The organism is Psychroserpens sp. (assembly GCF_036960315.1).
Classification (GTDB): Bacteria; Bacteroidota; Bacteroidia; order Flavobacteriales; family Flavobacteriaceae; genus Psychroserpens.
The window spans coordinates 189,476-208,876 of sequence record NZ_JBALVR010000001.1 but is presented as its reverse complement, the minus strand read 5'-3'; the positions used below and the strand labels follow the sequence as shown (position 1 = coordinate 208,876).

Here is a 19,401-nt window from a genome sequence, read left to right as displayed (position 1 = left end):
TACTAAAATCATGGGAGAACAGAAACGTAAAGACACATCTAAAGACGAATTTATCTTCGGAAAGAAAAACTATAAGTTTATGCTCATAGGCTTAGCTTGTATCGTTGTAGGTTTTATTTTAATGTCTGGCGGCGGAAGCGACGACCCAAATGTATTTGATGAAAGCATATTTAGTTGGAGACGTATCCGTTTAGCACCAACTCTGGTTCTGATTGGTTTTGGCTTTCAAGTGTATGCCATTTTGTTAAATCCGAATAAAGGATCAAAATCATAAACACAAAATCATAAACACAAAATCATCTCAAACAAATTCTTAATCTTTCATCAATTGGTAAGCCTATTTTGATATTTTTGCCCCATGGATATTATCGATTCAATTGTATTAGGAATTATTCAAGGACTTACCGAGTTTTTACCAGTCTCTTCTAGTGGCCATCTCGAACTAGGCAAAGTCATTCTTGGTGATGATTCGGTGCCAAAAGAAAGTCTAATATTTACAGTCGTACTGCACTTTGCAACAGCTCTAAGCACCATCGTCGTATTCAGAAAAGACATCTTAAGTCTTATTAAAGGTGTTTTGAAATTTGAATGGAATGAAGACCTTCAATTCGTTTCAAAAATTGCATTATCAATGATTCCTGCAGCAATTGTTGGACTCTTTTTTGAGGAGCAACTCGAGAAATTATTTGGCGGAAATATATTGCTGGTTGGATGCATGCTTTTAGTAACTGCCGCACTACTCTTTTTAGCAGATAGAGCCAAAAATACAAGTAAAAAAGTGAGTTTCTCAAATGCATTCGTGATTGGTATTTCTCAAGCCGTAGCCATGCTACCAGGAATTTCTAGATCTGGAGCAACAATTTCAACATCTGTATTATTAGGAAATGATAAAACCAAAGCCGCTCGATTTTCATTTTTAATGGTTGTTCCACTAATCCTCGGAAAAATTGCTAAAGATGTGCTGAGTGGAAACATCACTTACGAAAGTTCAAACTTCACTAGTTTAGGCGCTGGGTTTGTAGCAGCATTTATTGCTGGGTTATTCGCTTGCACTTGGATGATAGCCTTAGTAAAGAAAAGTAAGCTCTCATACTTCGCTATTTATTGTGTTGTTGTTGGCATCGTTGCTATTATATTTGCTTTACTTAATAACTAAAATATGACTACCGAAGACTTTCAATCTGGTCAAGTTTTACTCATCGACAAACCGTTGACATGGACCTCTTTTCAGGCGGTAAATAAATTGCGTTGGGAAATCAGGCAAGCATTCAACATTAAGAAAATAAAAGTTGGTCATGCAGGAACACTCGATCCCTTGGCAACAGGATTACTCATTATTTGTACTGGAAAAATGACCAAACAAATCCACACATATCAAGGTCAGGATAAAGAATACACTGGCACTTTTGTATTAGGTAGTACAACACCATCATATGACTTAGAGACTGAAATAGATCAAACATTTCCAACCGAACATATTTCCGAAGCATTAATTCATGAGGCTACAAAACAATTTATTGGTGATATTGAACAATTTCCGCCTGTATTTTCAGCATTAAAAAAAGATGGAAAACGTTTATACGAATACGCTCGCGCAGGAGAAAGTGTTGAGATTAATTCACGAACAGTTCGTATTTCAGAATTTGAAATCACCAAAATAGATGGCCAAAATATCTCGTTTAAAGTCGTTTGTAGTAAAGGAACTTATATTCGTTCGTTAGCTCACGATTTTGGAAAAGCATTAAGCTCTGGAGCACATCTTTCGGTCTTACGACGCACAAAAATTGGTGACTTTAATGTTGCAAATGCGGTTTCCCCTGAAGATTTTATTGCATCCTTGTCTTCGGAATAATTATTGATAACACTATTGCTTCTAACTAAAATTAATCATGAAGCAATTCTCAACATTACTCCTATTATTGTTTTTTACACTAGTAAACGCACAAGACGAGGAAAAAACTAGCGGCTTATTTTACAAAGCATCTTTATCTGCAACCTTAACGACTAATGAAGATTATACCATTGCCAATGATGATGGCGAGACCTTCATTAATATCAACGGAATCTTCATTAGCAATACGCTTGGTTACCAATTTGATTCGAGATCGAGTATTGGACTCAACGTTGAATACGATCGCTACATTGATCAGGACTTAAACTTTCTACCCGTATTTTTAGATTTCACCTATAATATCTTTGATTTTGATGATCAAGTTTTTATTCGTGGTGGTTACGGAAAACTTGTCGACTTGGGAAAAACTTTTGAAAATGGCACTACTTATAAAGTAGGAATAGGATATCGGGCTTATGACGATGACTTTAAAAACTCATTGTTAATTGGATTTGATTTTAATAGAAAACGCTTCGGATTTAGGCAAAATGAAAAGCTCTCAAGCTTTGCGATTTTTCTAGAGTTTATGATATTCTAATCTTTTTTCGTTAATTTAACGTATATAAGACACCAACTTAAATTAAAATACGCCTAATTGAACTTTATAGAAAAAAATAAAGCACTTCTCATTACGTCCTTACTTACAGGAACGATAGTTCTTGCTTTGTTCAGTTTCAGTATTAAGAAAAAGGCAGGATTTATTACTGAAAGTTATTATGAACTTGAACCTCAAACCATAGAGGAACTTAAAAAACTAGAACTCTTAAAAGCACTTGAAGCGCTTGAAAACGCAAATCCAAAAACCAATCAAGCCTTTAATGAAGATGAAGAGTTTAAGGAGATGATGCGTAATTTTAAATCAATGAGCACTCAGCATGACGATGAGGTATCCAAAGAACCCGAAGAACTATCTAAAGACACTTCGGAAAATCCAGAGGATGTGATGACGTCTAACTCATCGAGCACCATAGCTAAAGATTATGCCTTAAAAGAAAAAGAACGCAATACATTTAGTAAGGCCAATGACGTATTGGCCATGCATTCTCCAAAAAAGAATACTAAAAATAGCAAGGGTAATTCAGCAAGTAGCGTGTCTTTTTCACTATCAAATAGGTCAAAAGTAAAACTGCCACCACCAGTATATTTATGTGAAACAGCTGGCAAGATTGTGGTGAATATTACTGTAAACCATCAAGGTCAAGTGACAGACACTTATATCAATTCGTCATCGTCTAGCAACAATCAATGTTTAATTGAAACTGCACTAGAATATGCAAAAAACGCTGTGTTTTCTTCGGCAGAACGTAAAAGTCAGATTGGATCTATTACGTACTATTTTCAAGGAAAATAACTACAACCCTAGAAGTGTCATTACATTTTCAATGATATTCTGACCTTTATTCTTATTATACCAAACTTGTAAATCTTCTTTAAATTCTGGAGTTAGCTTACCATGTTCAGCTTTATAATCATTTACTAATTTAGTCGCTTCGCTTGGTCTTGGACCAAAGGTATTCACCACCTCATTTGTAGTATTATCAATCATGATTAATTTTGCAATAGCTCTTCCTCCATTGGTTAAAAACTGATCCATTAAAGTTTCATTTTCATCTCTAAAAACGAGTTTTAGTTCTATGTTTTCTGAAAATTCAGCAAGTTTATTTAGTACAGGGATCACATGAGCCGCATCACCACACCAACTTTCGGTAATGACCAACCAAGTTACATTTCCGTTGAAATGAGATACTTTTTCTATTACCTCCTCGGAAATTTTAACCGTTTTATCCCAACGCTTCATTCGCCTATCGTTAAGCATGGTATAATTAATCAAAGCTTCGGTTTTTTCATTTCCAGATGTAGATTCTTCTGAAACTAATTGTTTCACTAAATCGCGATACTCCTGATATGAAATTGCTTTTTGTAAACTTTCATCTATAATGTCTTGTACTGATATATGTTCTAATGTAATCATCTTATTATTTTGGTTTGTAATTTAAGCTAAACTCCTAATGTGGAAAATGATTTAAATCATAAAATCATTACTCAAATTGATTTGTCTAACTCTAAGACGAAGTATTGGGCAAAAACTTACTATTTTTAAACTTCAATCGAATTATTATGGAAAAACACAGATGTGGTTGGTGCTCAGGTAATGACTTATACAAAGCGTATCATGATGAAGAATGGGGTGTTCCTGTAAAGGACGACGATACCTTATTTGAATTTCTAATATTAGAAACCTTTCAAGCAGGTTTGAGTTGGATTACAGTTTTAAAAAAGCGTGAAAACTTTAGAAAAGCACTTGACCATTTTGATTATAAAAAAATCGCAACATACGATCAAAGAAAAGTAGATAGCCTACTTCAAAATGAAGGTATTATTAGAAACAAATTAAAGGTCAACGCTACCATTACTAATGCACAAGCCTTTATGAAAGTACAGGACGAGTTTGGGTCGTTCTCAAAATATATCTGGGAATTTATTGATGGAAAACCTATCAAAAACAAATTTAAAGATTCCAAAAATGCACCAGCAAACACACCTTTAAGTGATGCTGTTAGTAAGGATTTGAAAAAACGCGGATTCAAATTTGTGGGTTCCACTGTAGTCTATGCACATATGCAAGCTACAGGAATGATTAATGATCATGAAGTTAGTTGTTTTAGATATGACGAAGTTTAACGCTTACCTAAATACTTTAAAAACTCATCTCTAGGAATGTCTTCTGCTCCTAAACTCTCTAGGTGGTTGGTATAAACTTGGCAGTCTATGAGTTTATAATTCGAATTCTGAATAAATGTGATAAACCCAACTTTACTGGCATTACTAATAAGACTAAACATACTTTCTCCACAAAACACGCCATTATTTAAGTCAACACCATATAAACCTCCAATAAGCTGATTGTCTAACCAGACTTCAATAGATTTTGCATGGCCTAATTTGTGCAAATCCATATAGGATTCCTTCATATTCTGTGTAATCCATGTTCCTTGCTGACCATCACGTCTTACTTTTGAACACTGATCCATAACCGCTTCAAAATCCTGATTTATAGTCACTACAAAATCAGTATTCCTAAGGACTTGTTTCATGCTTTTGGAAACTTTTAGTTTCTTAGGAAATAAGACAAACCGAGGGTCTGGCGACCACCAGATAATAGGTTCTTCGTCATCAAACCATGGGAAGATTCCGCTTGTATAGGCAAGCAACAATCGCTTAGGCGATAAGTCTCCTCCAATGGCAACAATCCCTTCTTTTGAGGCCAACGATACATCGGGAAATTCTATGTTATGATTTAGAAAATGCATATAAAAACTACATCGTGATAATTCATCAATAGTGTGTTAAATCTAAGTATTAACTTTGAATACTTGAGATTTTTCTTCATATTTGATATGACCTCTATGAATTAAATTTTGTTCATCATTGCTTTTTTTTGAGTTTGTTTGTAAAGGTCAAACCTAAAACCACAATACTAAGTCCCGAAGAAATTTGGGGCTTTTTTAATTTAAAGAGCCTCAATATAATTGAGGCTCTTTAATATTTTCACTACGACTACACTTCGACATAGCTCAGTGTCCGTAAATCAGAAATTCAGATTAAAACGGTAAATCGTCGTGATCTTCTTCGTTTAAATTTGTTGCTGGTTCAAAAGCTTCTGTTGGTGCTACAGGAGGCACATTGTCACCTTCAGCCTGAGCTGCTTCGATTCTCCATCCTTGAACAGAGTTGAAATATTTAGTTTCTCCTTGTGGATTAACCCATTCTCTACCTCTTAAGTTGATATTTACTTTTACAGCTTGTCCAACTTGAAAACTATTTAATAAATCGGTTTTGTCTTGAACAAATTCAACCAAAATATGTTGTGGATATTGTTCTTCTGTAGTTACTACCAATTCTCTCTTTCTAAACCCATTACTTCCAAACGTTTGAGTTTCTCCAATCATTTTGACTTTTCCTTGTACTTCCATTTTTGTATTACTTATATTAAATTTAGATTGTTTTTTATTATTATGATAGCAACAGTTTCCATGCACTATCTACATCACCATAACTCAAATAGTTTCTGGCAATTTTATGTTTTTCACGATGAGACATTTCTTTTATGTTAGGATAACGCTCACTCACATTGTTGATAAATTCGTCAATATTATTTTGATTTGGCAGCGCTTCTACATTCCCAAGCATTCCTAAATCGTTTCCCGTTAAAATCATACTGTTCTTAACTTGTGAAGGCATAGCATCAACTCCAATTCCAATAGTTGATAAAGGTTTTGGTATTTCAAAAAAGCCCTTCTTTGCTCTATTATAGTAGCTTCCGCCAGCTCTTGCTACGAGGTCTAATTTTTCTTGAACAATAACCTCCTTATCATCGAGAACATCATCTGAAATATGAAGTTTCACAACTTCGCAAATGATTAAATTTCCTGCGCCTCCTTCGGTTCCTAAATGTACAATCTCATTGACTTTACATTCGAATTGAACAGGAGATTCAGCAACTCGAAATGGTTTTACAATATCAGACTCCAACATGGTCAATCCAGCTTTTTCAAACTCGTTGACGCCTTTGGCATATTCGGTACTGCTCAGTGACATTTGCTGTACGATATCATAGTTGACTACATTTATTACAACTTCTTTTGTCGCCTCAACATTTTGCAACGTATGCTTTGTGGTATTATCTCTAACACGACGTGCTGGAGAAAATATCATAATTGGCGGATTGGCGCTAAACACATTAAAAAAGCTAAATGGCGATAAATTAGGGTTTCCGTCTTCATCCATCGTACTCGCAAAAGCTATAGGTCTAGGAGCCACAGCACTTAATAAGTAACCATGTAATCGTCCTGTAGATAAGTCTTTTGGAGTAAAAGATGCCATTTTCTTGCTGTTTTCATCTTAAACGCAACCGTTTCAAGATATTGAAATGCAAATGTAACCATATTGAATATGTTATAAAAATGAATTCACCCTATCACAAGACAATATTATTAACATAAATCGTTTATATTTAAAAATCAAAATTTAACTTAATGGCACTTACCATAAATCGTAATATGACACGATGGATTATTATCGTGGCTTCATTCATTATTATCTCTCTTATTCTCTGGAATACCTATGTGTTTTTTCAAAATTTTAAGGCTGAAGAACGCAGCAAAATGGAAATTTGGTCTTTAGCTCAAAGGGATATGTTTAAGGCTCTCGAGGAATCTGATAGCAATAAAAGTGATGATATCTTCGCCGATTTAGACCTCGCTTTTGAAATACTTGGCAATAATAATACGACGCCTATGATTCTTATGAATTCGGATTCAACGGTTGGGAGTTTCAGGAATATTATTAACAAAACAGAGATTGATTCTATACATAACATCAAAGAATCAATGTATGTCAATGAAAACCTCAAAACGCTTATTTCAAGGTATGGCAAAGAAAATATCCCAATTAAAATTGAAACCAATAATCAAACGCTTTACTACGGAAATTCCCCATTGTTAAATAAACTAAAATATTATCCATTAGCATTACTACTCATTATAATTCTATTTGCGGCAGTAGTCTATTTCTTCTATAAAAGCTCCAAAACAGCCGATCAGAATAAACTTTGGACAGGTATGGCAAAAGAAACAGCTCATCAAATAGGAACTCCGTTGTCTTCTTTAATCGGTTGGGCCGAAATTTTAAGAAGCGAAAATGTGAATCCAGAATACATAGTTGAAATAGAAAAAGACATTTCCAGATTGCAAACCATAACCGATCGATTTAGTAAAATAGGTTCTATGCCAACATTGAAAAAAACAGATGTTGTTAAAGAAACTTTAGATTCGTTTCAATATCTCAAAGCGCGATCTTCAAAATTAATTGCCTTCGAAATCACAACTCCAGAAGAAACACTTTATGTTGACCTTAATCATCAATTATATAGCTGGACAATTGAGAATTTGGTTAAAAATGCTATCGATGCTATGAAAGGCAAAGGCAGTTTAAAACTCGCCATTACCAATGATGATAAATATGTAAAAATAACTGTAGAAGATTCTGGAAAAGGAATTTCAAAACAAAACTTTAGTTCTGTGTTTCAACCTGGTTACACGACAAAAAAGCGTGGTTGGGGATTGGGATTATCATTAGCAAAACGTATTATCGAAGATTATCACAACGGAAAAATTAAAGTACTCCATTCAGAAATTGGAAAAGGCACAACCATGCAAATTTCACTAAAATTGCTGGCATAATTTAAAGCTATGAAACACTACTTTACATTAAAGGAAGTCCAACTTAATAATAATTGTCCGGAGTGTTATTCTAACGAAGGATTAGAGCTCACATTTAAACAGCAATTTATTGAAAATGCATTCTATAAATCTATAACTCAAGAAACCATTCATAAAATGCAATGCAATACATGCAATACCACTATTTTTCCAGTACGATGGACCAATGATATTGAACAAGTTGTTGCCTATCAAAAACGCGCTGTAGTTCCAAAGCCAAAATCTTTGAAATTAAAGCAACTAGCTTGGGTTGTAATTATTGCCGATGCGGTTTTGTTAATTGTGGTGCTGCTTTTCGTTACAGGACTTTTGAAGTTTTAATATCATTTACCAAATGGTATTGCTACAAAAACGAAGCAATCCTATTGGCAATCGTTTCAAATTCTTCTTTTTCTAGCTGTGTTTTATTTATAAACCGTGCATCTTCCATGGAAGTTAACGGAATCAAATGCACATGAGCATGTGGTACTTCTAATCCAATAACAGTCATTCCTACACGTTTGCAAGGGACTGCTTTCTCTAAGGCTATAGCAACCTGTCGCGAAAATTCCATAAGCCCATGATAAGCCTTTTCATCTAAATCAAAGATCTTGTCAACCTCTTTCTTCGGAATGCAAAGCGTATGTCCTTTAGCATTTGGATTAATATCTAAGAAAGCCAAATAATCTTCAGTTTCTGCTATTTTATAACACGGGATTTCGCCATTAATTATTTTTGTGAATAGGGATGCCATGGCTTTAATTTTTAGAGTCTATGTAAATATAAAAAGATTCCTCTTTTGAAGGAATCTTTTCTATATTTATATATTAACAAGTTAATAGGTGTTGTTATCTGGAAATTTCCAAGACATCAAACTTCATCACTCCATTTGGCACTTGTACTTCTGCAACTTCTCCAACAGATTTTCCTAAAAGCCCTTTTCCTATAGGTGAATTCACAGAAATTTTACCTGAAGCTAAATCGGTTTCTCCGTCTGCAACCAAAGTATATGTCATTTCCATGCCATTAGTTTGGTTTTTTATTTTCACTTTAGACAATACTAGTGCCTTAGAAGTGTCCATTTGCGACTCGTCAATTACTCGTGCTCCAGCTAAAGTGTCCTCTAGTTTAGCAATTTTCATCTCCAACATTCCTTGTGCTTCTTTGGCTGCATCGTACTCTGCATTCTCACTCAAATCACCTTTGTCTCTGGCTTCACCAATTGCATGAGATGCTCTTGGACGCTCTATATCTTTCAACCGTTTAAGTTCGTCCCTTAACTTTTTTAATCCTTCAGGAGTATAATAAGATACTTTACTCATAATTCATTCGTTTATTAATAAAAAGATTCCGAAAATATACTTCGACTTCGCTCTGTACAAGTAGTCGGAATAAAAAAATCCCGCTATCACGAGATTTCAAATACAAAGATACAAAATATTTAATTCAACCTTTTAAAATATTGTAAATTGCAACCCATAAATGAGTTTTTAACAAAAAAACTCAGTGATCTGAAAAATTTAATTCATGAAGAAAATCTTAATCGTTTTATCACTCGTATTCTTAACCAATTGTGGAGATGATGATAATATAAATAATTGCAATTTTTTACTCAATGTTGGTGTCAATGCAACTCTTAATTTAAACTTACCAGAGTTTAGTCAATTGATGTTTACTAGCAATTCAGTTTATGTGTCTAACCAAGGAGGTAATGTAGGAATTATTGTGACCAATGTTGGTAATAGCAATTACAGAGCTTGGGATGCAGCAGATCCAAATCACGTGCCTAGTGCTTGTTCTCTATTGCAAATTGATGGTGCTAACGCCATTTGTGGTTGCACAGACCAAAATGAATACAGCTTATTTACTGGACAAGCTATTGGAGATCCATTACCATGCGGACTTAAAGAATATCGTGTCACAGTTAGTGGTTCTAATATTGTGATTAGCAATTAGAATTGCTTCAAAAGTATAGATCATAAAAAACTCCCATATCAATTGATTGGGAGTTTTTATTTTGAGATTCCTGTTTTCGTAAGACTATTAGAACTTCAAAGTAACACCTGCCAAAAAGTTAGTAGTTGCTTGCGGATAAAACCCTGAAAAGTAGCCTGTAGTCGTTCCTGTTGGACTTGTTGAATCATCAAAATCGAATGATCCAAAATAGCCGTTAGACACATATTTTTCATTGAAAATATTATTTACTAATCCTGAAAACACAATAGATTTAAAAATCGTTTTAGGCTTCCACTCGTAAGTGATACTAAAATCGTTTATAAAGTAGCTTTCCAGCTTTGAGTCTGAGTTTTCAGTATTTCCCATAAATTGTTCACCAACATACTTACTTAAAAGTGATAGTTGAAATCCTTCTTTGGGTTGAAATACTAAAGCATTAGCTGCAATAAATTCTGGAGAAAATGAAATATCCGTTTTTCCTAAATCTAACAATTCACCATTAACAGATGCAAAGGTTTGCTTATTTTTATTAGAGCTTATGGTGAAGTTGGGTTGCACAGAAAATTTATCTGTAATGGCTACGGCTGCATCTACTTCAAGACCTAAACGAAAACTGTCTCCATTATTTGTTCGAACAGGGTCTCCAGTATTATCAATTTGACCCGTCAATACCAACTGTTCATTATAGAGCATGTAATAGCCATTGATATTCAACCTGAATTTTTGAGTGTCATGTCTCCATCCTAATTCAAAATCATTTAGTTGCTCTGGTTTTACATTAGCATTATTCTCAAAATCACTTCTGTTTGGTTCCCTATTTGCTCTAGCATATGAAAAATATAAGCTATTATTTCCATTTACTTTAAAAGTGATTCCTGCTTTAGGATTAAAGAAACTGTAATTTTCATCTACATTAAACGGAATTCTATCTGAGGTCAAACCAGAGGTTTCATAACCTACCAAACGCAATTGTAAATCGCCATACAAACTCACTTTATCAGTAACGCGATAGGTCGCCTTAGTGAAAAAACTCAAATCTGATTTTTGTCCGTTACCTTCATAATAACGATCTCTAATTTCGCTATCGCTTGCAAATTCTGCCCAAATGATTTCTCCGAAATGATCTCCATCATAGAAACTATACGAACTTCCGAAGGTTAAATTCACTTCATTGTTTTTATAGTTTGCACTAGCATTCAGTACATAAAAGTCATTGTCTAACCAACGACGTCTAATTAAATTGGTAGTATTAACCGTTTCACCTCCAATGTCTAAAGGTGTTAAATCGTAATCTGCGAAATCTTCATCTTCTTTGTATTGTTCAAAATATCCTCTTCCGTAGGTATAATTTAAACCCATATTTGTGGACCATCGATTGTTGTAACGTTGATTCCAATGTAATTGATAATGATCTTGATTGTAATTATCAACTTCGTTATCATAAAATTGTGTGTTGCCATCTGCATCCGTGTAAATCCCTGACGGATTAAACGTTCGATCATTCTCCAAGGTTTCTGCATCAATACCATTCCAAGCTTGATACGTCACTTCTTTTCCGCCAAACGTGATCGCTTTAATTAAGGTATTATCATCAATATATGACCCTTGTAAGAAGTATGATTTTAAATCTGTTGCTGCTCTGTCAATGTATCCATCTGAAGAAATGTTTGATAAACGACCAGCAATTTCTATATGGTCATTTAATAAACCTGTACTGAATTTCACCGTATGCTTTCTTGTATTAAAACTTCCGAAGGAATTAGAGATTTCTCCATTAGAATTAGTAGAAATAGCGTCTGTTAACACATTGATACTTGCTCCAAAAGCGCCAGAACCATTGGTTGATGTTCCAACACCACGTTGCAGTTGCAAACTCTCAACAGAGGATGCAAAATCTCCTAAGTTTACCCAAAAGGTTCCTAAAGATTCCGCATCATTATACGGAATTCCATTAATGGTTACATTGGTAGATTGCGCATTAATACCACGAACCCGAATTCCGGTATAACCTACTCCTCCTCCTGCATCAGTCGTTGTAACTACTGAAGGCAAGAAGTTTAACAAGACAGGAATATCCTGTCCCAAATTACGTTTTGTCAATTCCTTTTTGGTCACATTACTATGTGTAATGGGAGATGTAGCATTAACTCTTACGGCGTTCACTAAGACTTCGTCTAGCTTTTCTATTTTGGTAGAATCTTGTTGTTTTTCTTGTGAAAAACTTAAAAAAGTAAACCCTAATAAAAAGGCAAAAAGCAGACTAGCATGAGATTTCTGCCTTCGCTGAAAGGACAAATAATTGAATAAAATTTTCATACGACTATATATTTATAATCGAATAAAAAGAGGTCATTATTCTTGGTTAATAATGAGTAACTATAAACGTTAATACTAATTTGATTAGAAAAATGCTATAAGCATTTTTCTGCACTCACTAAAAATCTCCACAGGACATTTTATTAACGTTCGCTTTCCTTAGCAGCATTACCTGCTCAGGTTCAATGGGTATGATCTCAGCCGATAATAGGCACCCCTTTTTTGAGAACGTTGCAAAGATAAAATAGATTTACCGTTTGTACATCAAGAATTACTAGATTTTTTTATTCAATCGACTTCAGGGGGTTTTCGATTTGTTTTTTTTACGGAATTTTTGCGTTTATTGGTGAGTCGTTTCCTCACAACTGCTCTTGGAATTTTCGTAGGAATACGTTCTTTGTCTTCAACTAGATTAGCCTTGAGTAACTCTAAAAAACGATGTATAATAATGGATTTATTTTTATGCTGACTCCTACTTTCACCGCATTGCATAATGAGCACATTCGCTTTTGTGAGCCTCGTTAAAAGATTCGTTCGAAGTACTGCTTTTTGCTCTTCTAAAAGCACTTGTGAATTTTCCAAATCAAAAGTTAGTTCCACCTTAGAAGATGTCTTATTGACATGTTGTCCTCCAGCTCCAGAACTTCTAATTGCCTTGAAGCCTAACTCATGTAGTATGGCGTGTTCATCAAACATCTTATTTGATTTGATGAGGCCCTTTAAGTAAATCATTAACCGTTTTCACAGGACTAAACGTAATCAATGGTACTTCAACAAAAATAGTATTCCAATTAGCCATACTACCATTCCATAGTCCAGGAAGCTCAAGTGCTTTAAGATCTTTTCCTGTTTTGGTTTTCATGGTAATAAAGGCTGTTTTTGCATCTACAAATTTCTTGAGGTCAAACTTTTGACCTTTATAATTTTTAATCCCACAAACCAAATCTACCGGATTAAAATGTGTCGCATTCTTTAAAATTTCCTTCTGATGTTTACTCTTTCTGTTGATTTGTGCAGACTCTACAATTTGAAGTGAGATATTTCCGCTTTCGTCTTTAACCCAAAATGGCCCACCTCCAGGTTCACCTTCATTTTTTACCATTCCGCAAACACGAATAGGACGATTTAATTTCTCTGTTAGATATTCAACTTGATATTTAAGAGAGTATTTTTCAAACTCAGAACTAATTTTTACGTTCACCCTGTTAACTAGAAATTCGGCAATTTCAATAAGTTGTTCTTCGGAAAGATGTCCGGCTTCAAGTAAATCAAGATATTTAAATGCTTGTTCTTGAACTTCCAATAAAATACCTGCCAATATTTTTTTGTACTTCGCAACTTCTTCTTTGTATTTATAAGTAACGACATTATCAATATTCTTAATAAGAATAACGTCTGCTTCCAAATCATTGAGGTTTTCTATCAAAGCTCCATGTCCAGATGGTCTAAAATACAAGGATCCATCATCATCTCTAAATGGTTTGTTCTTAGAGGTAACAGCAATGGTATCTGTAGATTCCTTTTGATATGAGAATGATATGTCAAATTTTGAACCTGTTTTATCTTCTACTTTTTCCTCTATACGAGTAAATTCTTCATCAAAATTATGATTATGTTTTTCTGAAATGGTAAAGTGCAACTTTGTAGTTTCACCTTCGGAAGCATATAATGCCGCCTCGAACAAGTGTTCTTCAAATGCCGTTGATATGACTTGATTTTTATATTCGTGAAATGGGAATAAACCTTTAGGGTAATTTCCATAATTTAGATGGTCAGAATCTAACATCATTTCGACAAATTTCAAATGTTGTTCATTAATAGATAACATGCTGAAGCTTGGGTTGTCTTCCTCAAGTTTTTCCAATACAATGTGATAAAACGGAAACTTTTCAAGACCGATAAAAAAGATCGATAAATCTTTATTATCCTGGTTATTAATATAAGAGTTAATGCTCTCTTTTTTAATATCATACCCCTCCAAAAACGCAAATAAAAACTTAAACATTCGCGTTGCAGCACCAGAAGCTGGTATGAACTTTAAAATTGAAATTTTATTCTTATTCTTTTCAAAATTCGAAATATAATGTTCGCTTTTATCATTTGATAACCTTAAAACTCCATTATCAATTGTCGCTGCTGAAACTAGGTTAGAAAAAGGCAATCCATTTTCAAAAAGTTGAATTTGCTGTTCTACTTTTTTCACAGTTAACCCTTTACGCTCTATTTGTTGTATGTCTTTTTTAGAGAAATTCAATACGTTCTTTTTAAAAGTTTATCAATATGTGTTCTACAAGTGTCAAATCGGTTTTCAAAACCTCCTTTTACAACGATATAAGGCTTTTTAGCATCGATTAATGCGCGTTCAAAATGATTAAATAATTGCAACCTGTTATTGGGTTGATCACGAATACCATCGGCTTCCCATACTGTGTCAATATAAGTTAAAAAATACAAATCGTAAGTATTTTCATGCGCATATTTTTTTACTGGTTCTGGACAAAATCCGTTGTAATAAAATTCAGAATACACTTTAGTCTCTAACAAATCTGTATCACAAATCAATAGTTTTTTAGCGATTTCTATCTGTCTATTTTCTGAGGCCATCTGCCCGACAGCAATAGGTAAAACATCTTTTTTAGTTAACTGTAGATTGTCATGTGCTTTAGTTTCAGCATAACCACGTGAAAACTCCTCAACATAAACCGTATCATACCAATTAGCCAGTTCTTTAGCTAAAGATGATTTTCCAGTAGACTCCGGACCATATAAAACAACTTTTATACAGTTGCTAGGTTGCTGTTTAAGCTTTTTTTCCATTGTTTATATGCTAGAATTGCTAGAATTAAAAAAACAAAATATTGAATTCCGGTAAAACCATATCCTTTCACAAAATATAGAGGTATAGATGCTATATTACCTATTATCCATAATGTCCAGTTTTCTATTTTCTTAAGAGCCATCAACCACATGGCAGCAAAAAATATGCCTGTTGTAAAAGTATCAATAAATGGTATTGCTAATCTAAACTTTTCTAAATTACCAGAAGCTAAATTTTTGAAAGCATATTGTATGCTTTCGGTAAAGTTTAATGTGTTTGGCATCACATTATAATAGCGATATATAACAATTACAAAAATGGAAGTGAATAAGAATATACCTATTGCTTTTAGTTTATCTTTTGTATTTGTTCTAGAAATTGGAATATGATTTTTTTTATCATCAATCACTTTACTCCACATATACCAGCCAAAAACGCTCATTAAAGTGTAATAGATGTTAATGATTAAGTCTCCATATAAATTCCATTGTGATAATAAATACACATAGATTGCTGTGCTGATAATTCCTGTTGGATAGACAAGAATATTTTCTTGCTTAGCAAAAAAAACACTAGCAACTCCAAATGAAGCAGCAATGAACTCTAAAATAATATTTAAAGTAGAAGCTGTACGATAAGGCTCTAAAAAAAAGTCTAAAATATCATTCAAGTGTGTCTTTTTTTAATTCATCAAAAAAATTCTCGTCGTCTTCAAAGGCTGTACCAATAACAACAAGATCTGCTCCAGAATTATAGGCGTTTTCCAATTGTAGCTTACTTCTAATACCTCCTCCAACAATTAAAGGAATTTCTAACTCTTGCTTTACAAAACTAATGATTTCTGTTGGCACAGGATGTATCGCACCACTGCCAGCCTCGAGATATATCAATTGCATTCCTAGGAGCTCTCCCGCTTTTGCCGTATCAACTATATGCTGAGTATTATGTCTCGATAAAGGTTTCGTTTTTGTTACTTTTTCTACTGAAGTTTGCTTTCCATTTTCAATCAAAACATAACCTGTAGGGATCACTTCTAAGTCAAAATACTTGAGTTTTGAAACGGCTTTAATATGCTTTCCGATTAAATACTCAGGATTATCACCAGAAATCAATGACAGAAACAATACTGCATCTGCATGATTTGTGATTTGTGTCACATCTCCTGGGAATAACACGATTGGTAAATGGGTATACCTTTTAATTTCAGCCACTAAAATCTCTGTAGCATGTTCATTAACAGCGCTTCCGCCAACAAAAACATGAGTCGCCACAGATTGATTTAATTTTTGCATAAAACCAGATAAGTCTTCAGGCTTCATTTTATCTGGATCTATTAAAACAGCCAACAGTTTTTTACCTTCGGATATTGAGCCTAATATGTTATTATATATCGCTTTCATTTAAGTCGTAACAAAAGCACAAGTAAAACCTTCAAATTCTAGGAAGTGTGTATTGTATCTGTATTTTTTATCCTCATAATCAATCCAAGCAACCGTTTCACCATGGTCCAACATAAATGGGATGACCAAAAAATGCTCTCTAAACAACATCCCAGGTGTTGCAAATAGTTTGTAGAGCGATTCTTTAATTCCCCAAATTACTGTGAGCTTTTTGATGTAGTCGTCATCGTCTTCAGACAAGTATTGAAACTCATAATCCACAAATTTATTAGCGATAATCGTTATCTTTTGTCGTTGCTTTTCAATATCAATACCAACTTCAGAATCACTAACAATCACTCCTGAAAACGTAAACGAATGTGTAATCGATATATATTTGCCGTCCTTTAAATGTGGTTTCCCGTTGTCATCATAGTATAAATCCTGATCTGTATATCCAAAATCTCTTAGTAAATGGCGAACACTAAGAAATCCGCGTTGATGTAGCTCGCTTTTCATTCCTAAAACGCGCTTTAAACTATTAGGTTTTAAATCTAATGGACTCATTAAATCATCATAAGATTCGGTAATCTTCCAAACTTTAACTGTAGTTTGTGAATTTGGTTGAATAATTTTATAAAGTGGCATTTAATTATCTGAAACTTAATAGTTATCTTTGCATTCGCTAATCGCAAATATAGATAGAAAGATATAATTATGAATACAAAAACATCGACTTACGTGCCTAATAAAGTAAAAGACATGTCTCTTGCTGCTTGGGGAAGAAAAGAAATCGAATTAGCCGAAGCTGAAATGCCAGGATTAATGAGTCTTCGTGAAGAATACAAAGACACACAACCTTTAAAAGGTTCTCGTATTGCTGGATGTCTTCACATGACCATTCAAACTGCGGTTTTAATTGAAACCTTACAAGCTTTAGGTGCTGAAGTGACTTGGAGTTCTTGTAATATATTCTCTACACAAGATCAAGCTGCTGCTGCAATTGCTGCTGCTGGAACTGCCGTTTACGCATGGAAAGACATGACCGAAGAAGAATTTGATTGGTGTATCGAGCAAACCTTGTTTTTTGGTGAAGATAAAAAGCCATTAAACATGATTTTAGATGATGGTGGTGATTTAACGAATATGGTTTTAGATAAATATCCTGAATTAGCCGAAGGTATTAATGGTTTATCTGAAGAAACAACAACAGGTGTTCACCGTTTATACGAGCGTGTGAAAAACGGAACTTTACCAATGCCTGCAATCAATGTTAATGATTCGGTTACAAAGTCAAAATTTGATAACAAATACGGTTGTAAAGAAAGTGCTGTAGATGCGATTCGTCGTGCAACAGACCTAATGCTTGCTGGAAAACGTGTCACGGTTTGTGGTTATGGTGATGTTGGTAAAGGTACTGCTGCCTCTTTTAAAGGTGCAGGGAGTATTGTAACCGTTACTGAAATTGATCCAATTTGTGCGCTTCAAGCTGCAATGGATGGTTTTGAAGTTAAAAAATTAGAAACTGTTATTGGAAATTCTGATATCGTGATTACAACGACAGGAAATAAAGACATCGTTCAATCGCATCACTTTGAAGCTTTAAAAGACAAAGCCATTGTGTGTAATATTGGTCACTTTGATAACGAAATTGATATGGGTTGGTTAAATGACAACCATGGTCATACTAAAAATACGATCAAACCTCAGGTTGATAAATATACTATTGACGGTAAAGATGTGATCATTTTAGCTGAAGGTCGTTTAGTAAACTTAGGTTGTGCAACAGGTCACCCTAGTTTTGTAATGAGTAACTCATTTACGAACCAAACTTTAGCACAAATTGAATTGTGGAATAACATTGAAGCTTACGGAAACGATGTGTATATGTTACCAAAAGAATTAGACGAAAAAGTAGCAAAATTACACTTAGAGAAAATTGGTGTAGAGCTTACTGAATTAAGAGAAGACCAAGCGTCTTATATTGGTGTAAAGACTGAAGGTCCTTACAAACCTGAGCATTACAGATACTAACAAATTCCTGCGAAGGCAGAAATTTTAATATAATTATAAACCCAAGCTTTCAATTGAAAGCTTGGGTTTTCTTTTTTGCGTGAAAAAGTTCTTACCTTCACATTTGAAAACACTAACTTCATGAGCTTAGAAAAGCTAAATCTTGTACTTAGAACCCTAGAAGAACATATAGAAAATCATAGTGTTTCTAATCCAAAAATATCTAAAAGCGATGTCGCTTGGCATATAGATCATAGCCTTAAGGTTATTAATAAAGTAATCGCTACTCTGCAATCATCAGACCCTAAGATTTATAAAGATAATTTTAGTTTTTTAGGAAAGTTGTTCTTTAAGCTTGCTTTCTTTCCTAGAGGAAAAGGAAAAGCTCCAAAACATGTGAAACCACCTGAATTCATTTTAAAAGAAGATCTTATATCACAAGTTGAACTGGCTAAAACTAATGTTGAAACAATAGCTAGTTTAGATAAAAATGCTTATTTCAAACATCCTTTGTTTGGTAATATTAATACCACAAGAGTTTATCGATTTTTAGTACTTCACACCAATCATCATTTAAAAATTATAAATGATATCATGGTGAAATAAGGTTTTCTTTAGGGCAATCTTGTTTTGTTAAAAAAAGTCAAAACAAATCACGCTTTCCGTTATATCTTTTTCTCGTTCCCAAAAAAAGAATGCCACTGCAAATGCAAAGCATTCACGATTTCATATTTATCAAAACAAGAATGTATGAGTAATCGTTATTAC

The 19,401-nt window shown here is 33.9% G+C and carries 24 protein-coding genes; 11 read left to right on the top strand and 13 right to left on the bottom strand.

Annotation, left to right across the window (positions count from 1 at the left end; all coding sequences use genetic code 11):
- The first annotated feature begins 10 nt into the window (after positions 1-10).
- From V7719_RS00920 to V7719_RS00900, 5 genes are all read left to right on the top strand, one after another.
- The gene (locus V7719_RS00920) at positions 11-274 is read left to right on the top strand and encodes a DUF3098 domain-containing protein (protein ID WP_335727974.1); all 264 of its coding nucleotides are present in this window, start codon (positions 11-13) and stop codon (positions 272-274) included.
- An 84-nt stretch (positions 275-358) separates the two neighbouring features.
- Entirely contained in the window at positions 359-1,156 is a 798-nt protein-coding gene (locus V7719_RS00915; protein ID WP_335727973.1) for an undecaprenyl-diphosphate phosphatase, read from the top strand.
- A 3-nt stretch (positions 1,157-1,159) separates the two neighbouring features.
- The gene (truB, locus tag V7719_RS00910) at positions 1,160-1,852 is read left to right on the top strand and encodes a tRNA pseudouridine(55) synthase TruB (protein WP_335727972.1); all 693 of its coding nucleotides are present in this window, start codon (positions 1,160-1,162) and stop codon (positions 1,850-1,852) included.
- A gap of 37 nt (positions 1,853-1,889) precedes the next feature.
- Entirely contained in the window at positions 1,890-2,429 is a 540-nt protein-coding gene (locus V7719_RS00905; protein WP_335727971.1) for a hypothetical protein, read from the top strand.
- 57 nt (positions 2,430-2,486) lie between these two features.
- On the top strand, positions 2,487-3,242 hold the full coding sequence (locus tag V7719_RS00900; protein WP_335727970.1) for a hypothetical protein: 756 nt from the start codon (positions 2,487-2,489) through the stop codon (positions 3,240-3,242).
- Here the strand turns inward: V7719_RS00900 and V7719_RS00895 are convergent, their stop codons facing one another.
- A complete protein-coding gene (locus tag V7719_RS00895; RefSeq protein ID WP_335727969.1) occupies positions 3,243-3,863 on the bottom strand; it encodes a thioredoxin family protein in 621 nt (206 codons plus the stop codon).
- 146 nt (positions 3,864-4,009) lie between these two features.
- Between V7719_RS00895 and V7719_RS00890 the strand changes: the two genes are divergently transcribed.
- Positions 4,010-4,573, top strand: a complete 564-nt coding sequence (locus V7719_RS00890) for a DNA-3-methyladenine glycosylase I (RefSeq protein WP_335727968.1) — start codon at positions 4,010-4,012, stop codon at positions 4,571-4,573.
- Here the strand turns inward: V7719_RS00890 and aat are convergent.
- From aat to V7719_RS00875, 3 genes are all read right to left on the bottom strand, one after another.
- Entirely contained in the window at positions 4,570-5,202 is a 633-nt protein-coding gene (gene aat, locus V7719_RS00885; RefSeq protein ID WP_335727967.1) for a leucyl/phenylalanyl-tRNA--protein transferase, read from the bottom strand. The two genes, V7719_RS00890 and aat, sit on opposite strands and share 4 nt — an antisense overlap.
- 291 nt (positions 5,203-5,493) lie before the next feature.
- Positions 5,494-5,865, bottom strand: coding sequence for a DUF3127 domain-containing protein (locus V7719_RS00880; RefSeq protein ID WP_335727966.1), 372 nt, complete (start codon positions 5,863-5,865; stop codon positions 5,494-5,496).
- 40 nt (positions 5,866-5,905) lie between these two features.
- Positions 5,906-6,775: a flavin reductase family protein gene (locus V7719_RS00875; protein WP_335727965.1), complete on the bottom strand. Its 870-nt coding sequence runs from the start codon at positions 6,773-6,775 to the stop codon at positions 5,906-5,908.
- 152 nt (positions 6,776-6,927) lie between these two features.
- Here V7719_RS00875 and V7719_RS00870 point away from each other — a divergent pair, with 152 nt between their 5' ends.
- Together V7719_RS00870 and V7719_RS00865 are read left to right on the top strand one after the other, a co-directional pair.
- Positions 6,928-8,133, top strand: coding sequence for a sensor histidine kinase (locus V7719_RS00870; protein ID WP_335727964.1), 1,206 nt, complete (start codon positions 6,928-6,930; stop codon positions 8,131-8,133).
- A gap of 9 nt (positions 8,134-8,142) precedes the next feature.
- Positions 8,143-8,493, top strand: a complete 351-nt coding sequence (locus V7719_RS00865; RefSeq protein ID WP_335727963.1) for a hypothetical protein — start codon at positions 8,143-8,145, stop codon at positions 8,491-8,493.
- 22 nt (positions 8,494-8,515) lie between these two features.
- Here V7719_RS00865 and V7719_RS00860 read toward each other — a convergent pair whose 3' ends face one another.
- Together V7719_RS00860 and greA are read right to left on the bottom strand one after the other, a co-directional pair.
- Positions 8,516-8,905: an HIT family protein gene (locus tag V7719_RS00860; protein ID WP_335727962.1), complete on the bottom strand. Its 390-nt coding sequence runs from the start codon at positions 8,903-8,905 to the stop codon at positions 8,516-8,518.
- A 94-nt stretch (positions 8,906-8,999) separates the two neighbouring features.
- Positions 9,000-9,473: a transcription elongation factor GreA gene (gene greA, locus V7719_RS00855; RefSeq protein WP_335727961.1), complete on the bottom strand. Its 474-nt coding sequence runs from the start codon at positions 9,471-9,473 to the stop codon at positions 9,000-9,002.
- A gap of 205 nt (positions 9,474-9,678) precedes the next feature.
- Between greA and V7719_RS00850 the strand changes: the two genes are divergently transcribed.
- Entirely contained in the window at positions 9,679-10,107 is a 429-nt protein-coding gene (locus tag V7719_RS00850) for a Rieske (2Fe-2S) protein (RefSeq protein WP_335727960.1), read from the top strand.
- Positions 10,108-10,194: 87 nt separating this feature from the next.
- Here the strand turns inward: V7719_RS00850 and V7719_RS00845 are convergent, their stop codons facing one another.
- From V7719_RS00845 to V7719_RS00815, 7 genes are all read right to left on the bottom strand, one after another.
- A complete protein-coding gene (locus V7719_RS00845) occupies positions 10,195-12,423 on the bottom strand; it encodes a TonB-dependent receptor (RefSeq protein WP_335727959.1) in 2,229 nt (742 codons plus the stop codon).
- Positions 12,424-12,711: 288 nt separating this feature from the next.
- Positions 12,712-13,119: an alternative ribosome rescue aminoacyl-tRNA hydrolase ArfB gene (gene arfB, locus V7719_RS00840; RefSeq protein ID WP_335727958.1), complete on the bottom strand. Its 408-nt coding sequence runs from the start codon at positions 13,117-13,119 to the stop codon at positions 12,712-12,714.
- Between the two features lies 1 nt (position 13,120).
- Positions 13,121-14,677 carry a DUF4301 family protein gene (locus V7719_RS00835; protein WP_335727957.1) on the bottom strand — a complete coding sequence of 519 codons (1,557 nt, stop codon included), beginning with the start codon at positions 14,675-14,677 and terminating at the stop codon, positions 13,121-13,123.
- On the bottom strand, positions 14,674-15,240 hold the full coding sequence (locus V7719_RS00830) for an ATP-binding protein (protein ID WP_335727956.1): 567 nt from the start codon (positions 15,238-15,240) through the stop codon (positions 14,674-14,676). Before V7719_RS00830 ends, V7719_RS00835 begins: the two co-directional genes overlap by 4 nt.
- The gene (pnuC, locus tag V7719_RS00825; RefSeq protein WP_335727955.1) at positions 15,201-15,911 is read right to left on the bottom strand and encodes a nicotinamide riboside transporter PnuC; all 711 of its coding nucleotides are present in this window, start codon (positions 15,909-15,911) and stop codon (positions 15,201-15,203) included. The genes V7719_RS00830 and pnuC overlap by 40 nt, the downstream gene beginning before the upstream one ends.
- Positions 15,904-16,641, bottom strand: coding sequence for a geranylgeranylglyceryl/heptaprenylglyceryl phosphate synthase (locus V7719_RS00820; protein ID WP_335727954.1), 738 nt, complete (start codon positions 16,639-16,641; stop codon positions 15,904-15,906). The genes pnuC and V7719_RS00820 overlap by 8 nt, the downstream gene beginning before the upstream one ends.
- Positions 16,642-17,268 carry a 4'-phosphopantetheinyl transferase family protein gene (locus V7719_RS00815; protein WP_335727953.1) on the bottom strand — a complete coding sequence of 209 codons (627 nt, stop codon included), beginning with the start codon at positions 17,266-17,268 and terminating at the stop codon, positions 16,642-16,644.
- A gap of 69 nt (positions 17,269-17,337) precedes the next feature.
- Between V7719_RS00815 and ahcY the strand changes: the two genes are divergently transcribed.
- Positions 17,338-18,654, top strand: coding sequence for an adenosylhomocysteinase (gene ahcY / locus V7719_RS00810; protein ID WP_335727952.1), 1,317 nt, complete (start codon positions 17,338-17,340; stop codon positions 18,652-18,654).
- 120 nt (positions 18,655-18,774) lie between these two features.
- On the top strand, positions 18,775-19,239 hold the full coding sequence (locus tag V7719_RS00805) for a DUF1569 domain-containing protein (RefSeq protein ID WP_335727951.1): 465 nt from the start codon (positions 18,775-18,777) through the stop codon (positions 19,237-19,239).
- Positions 19,240-19,401 lie beyond the last annotated feature (162 nt).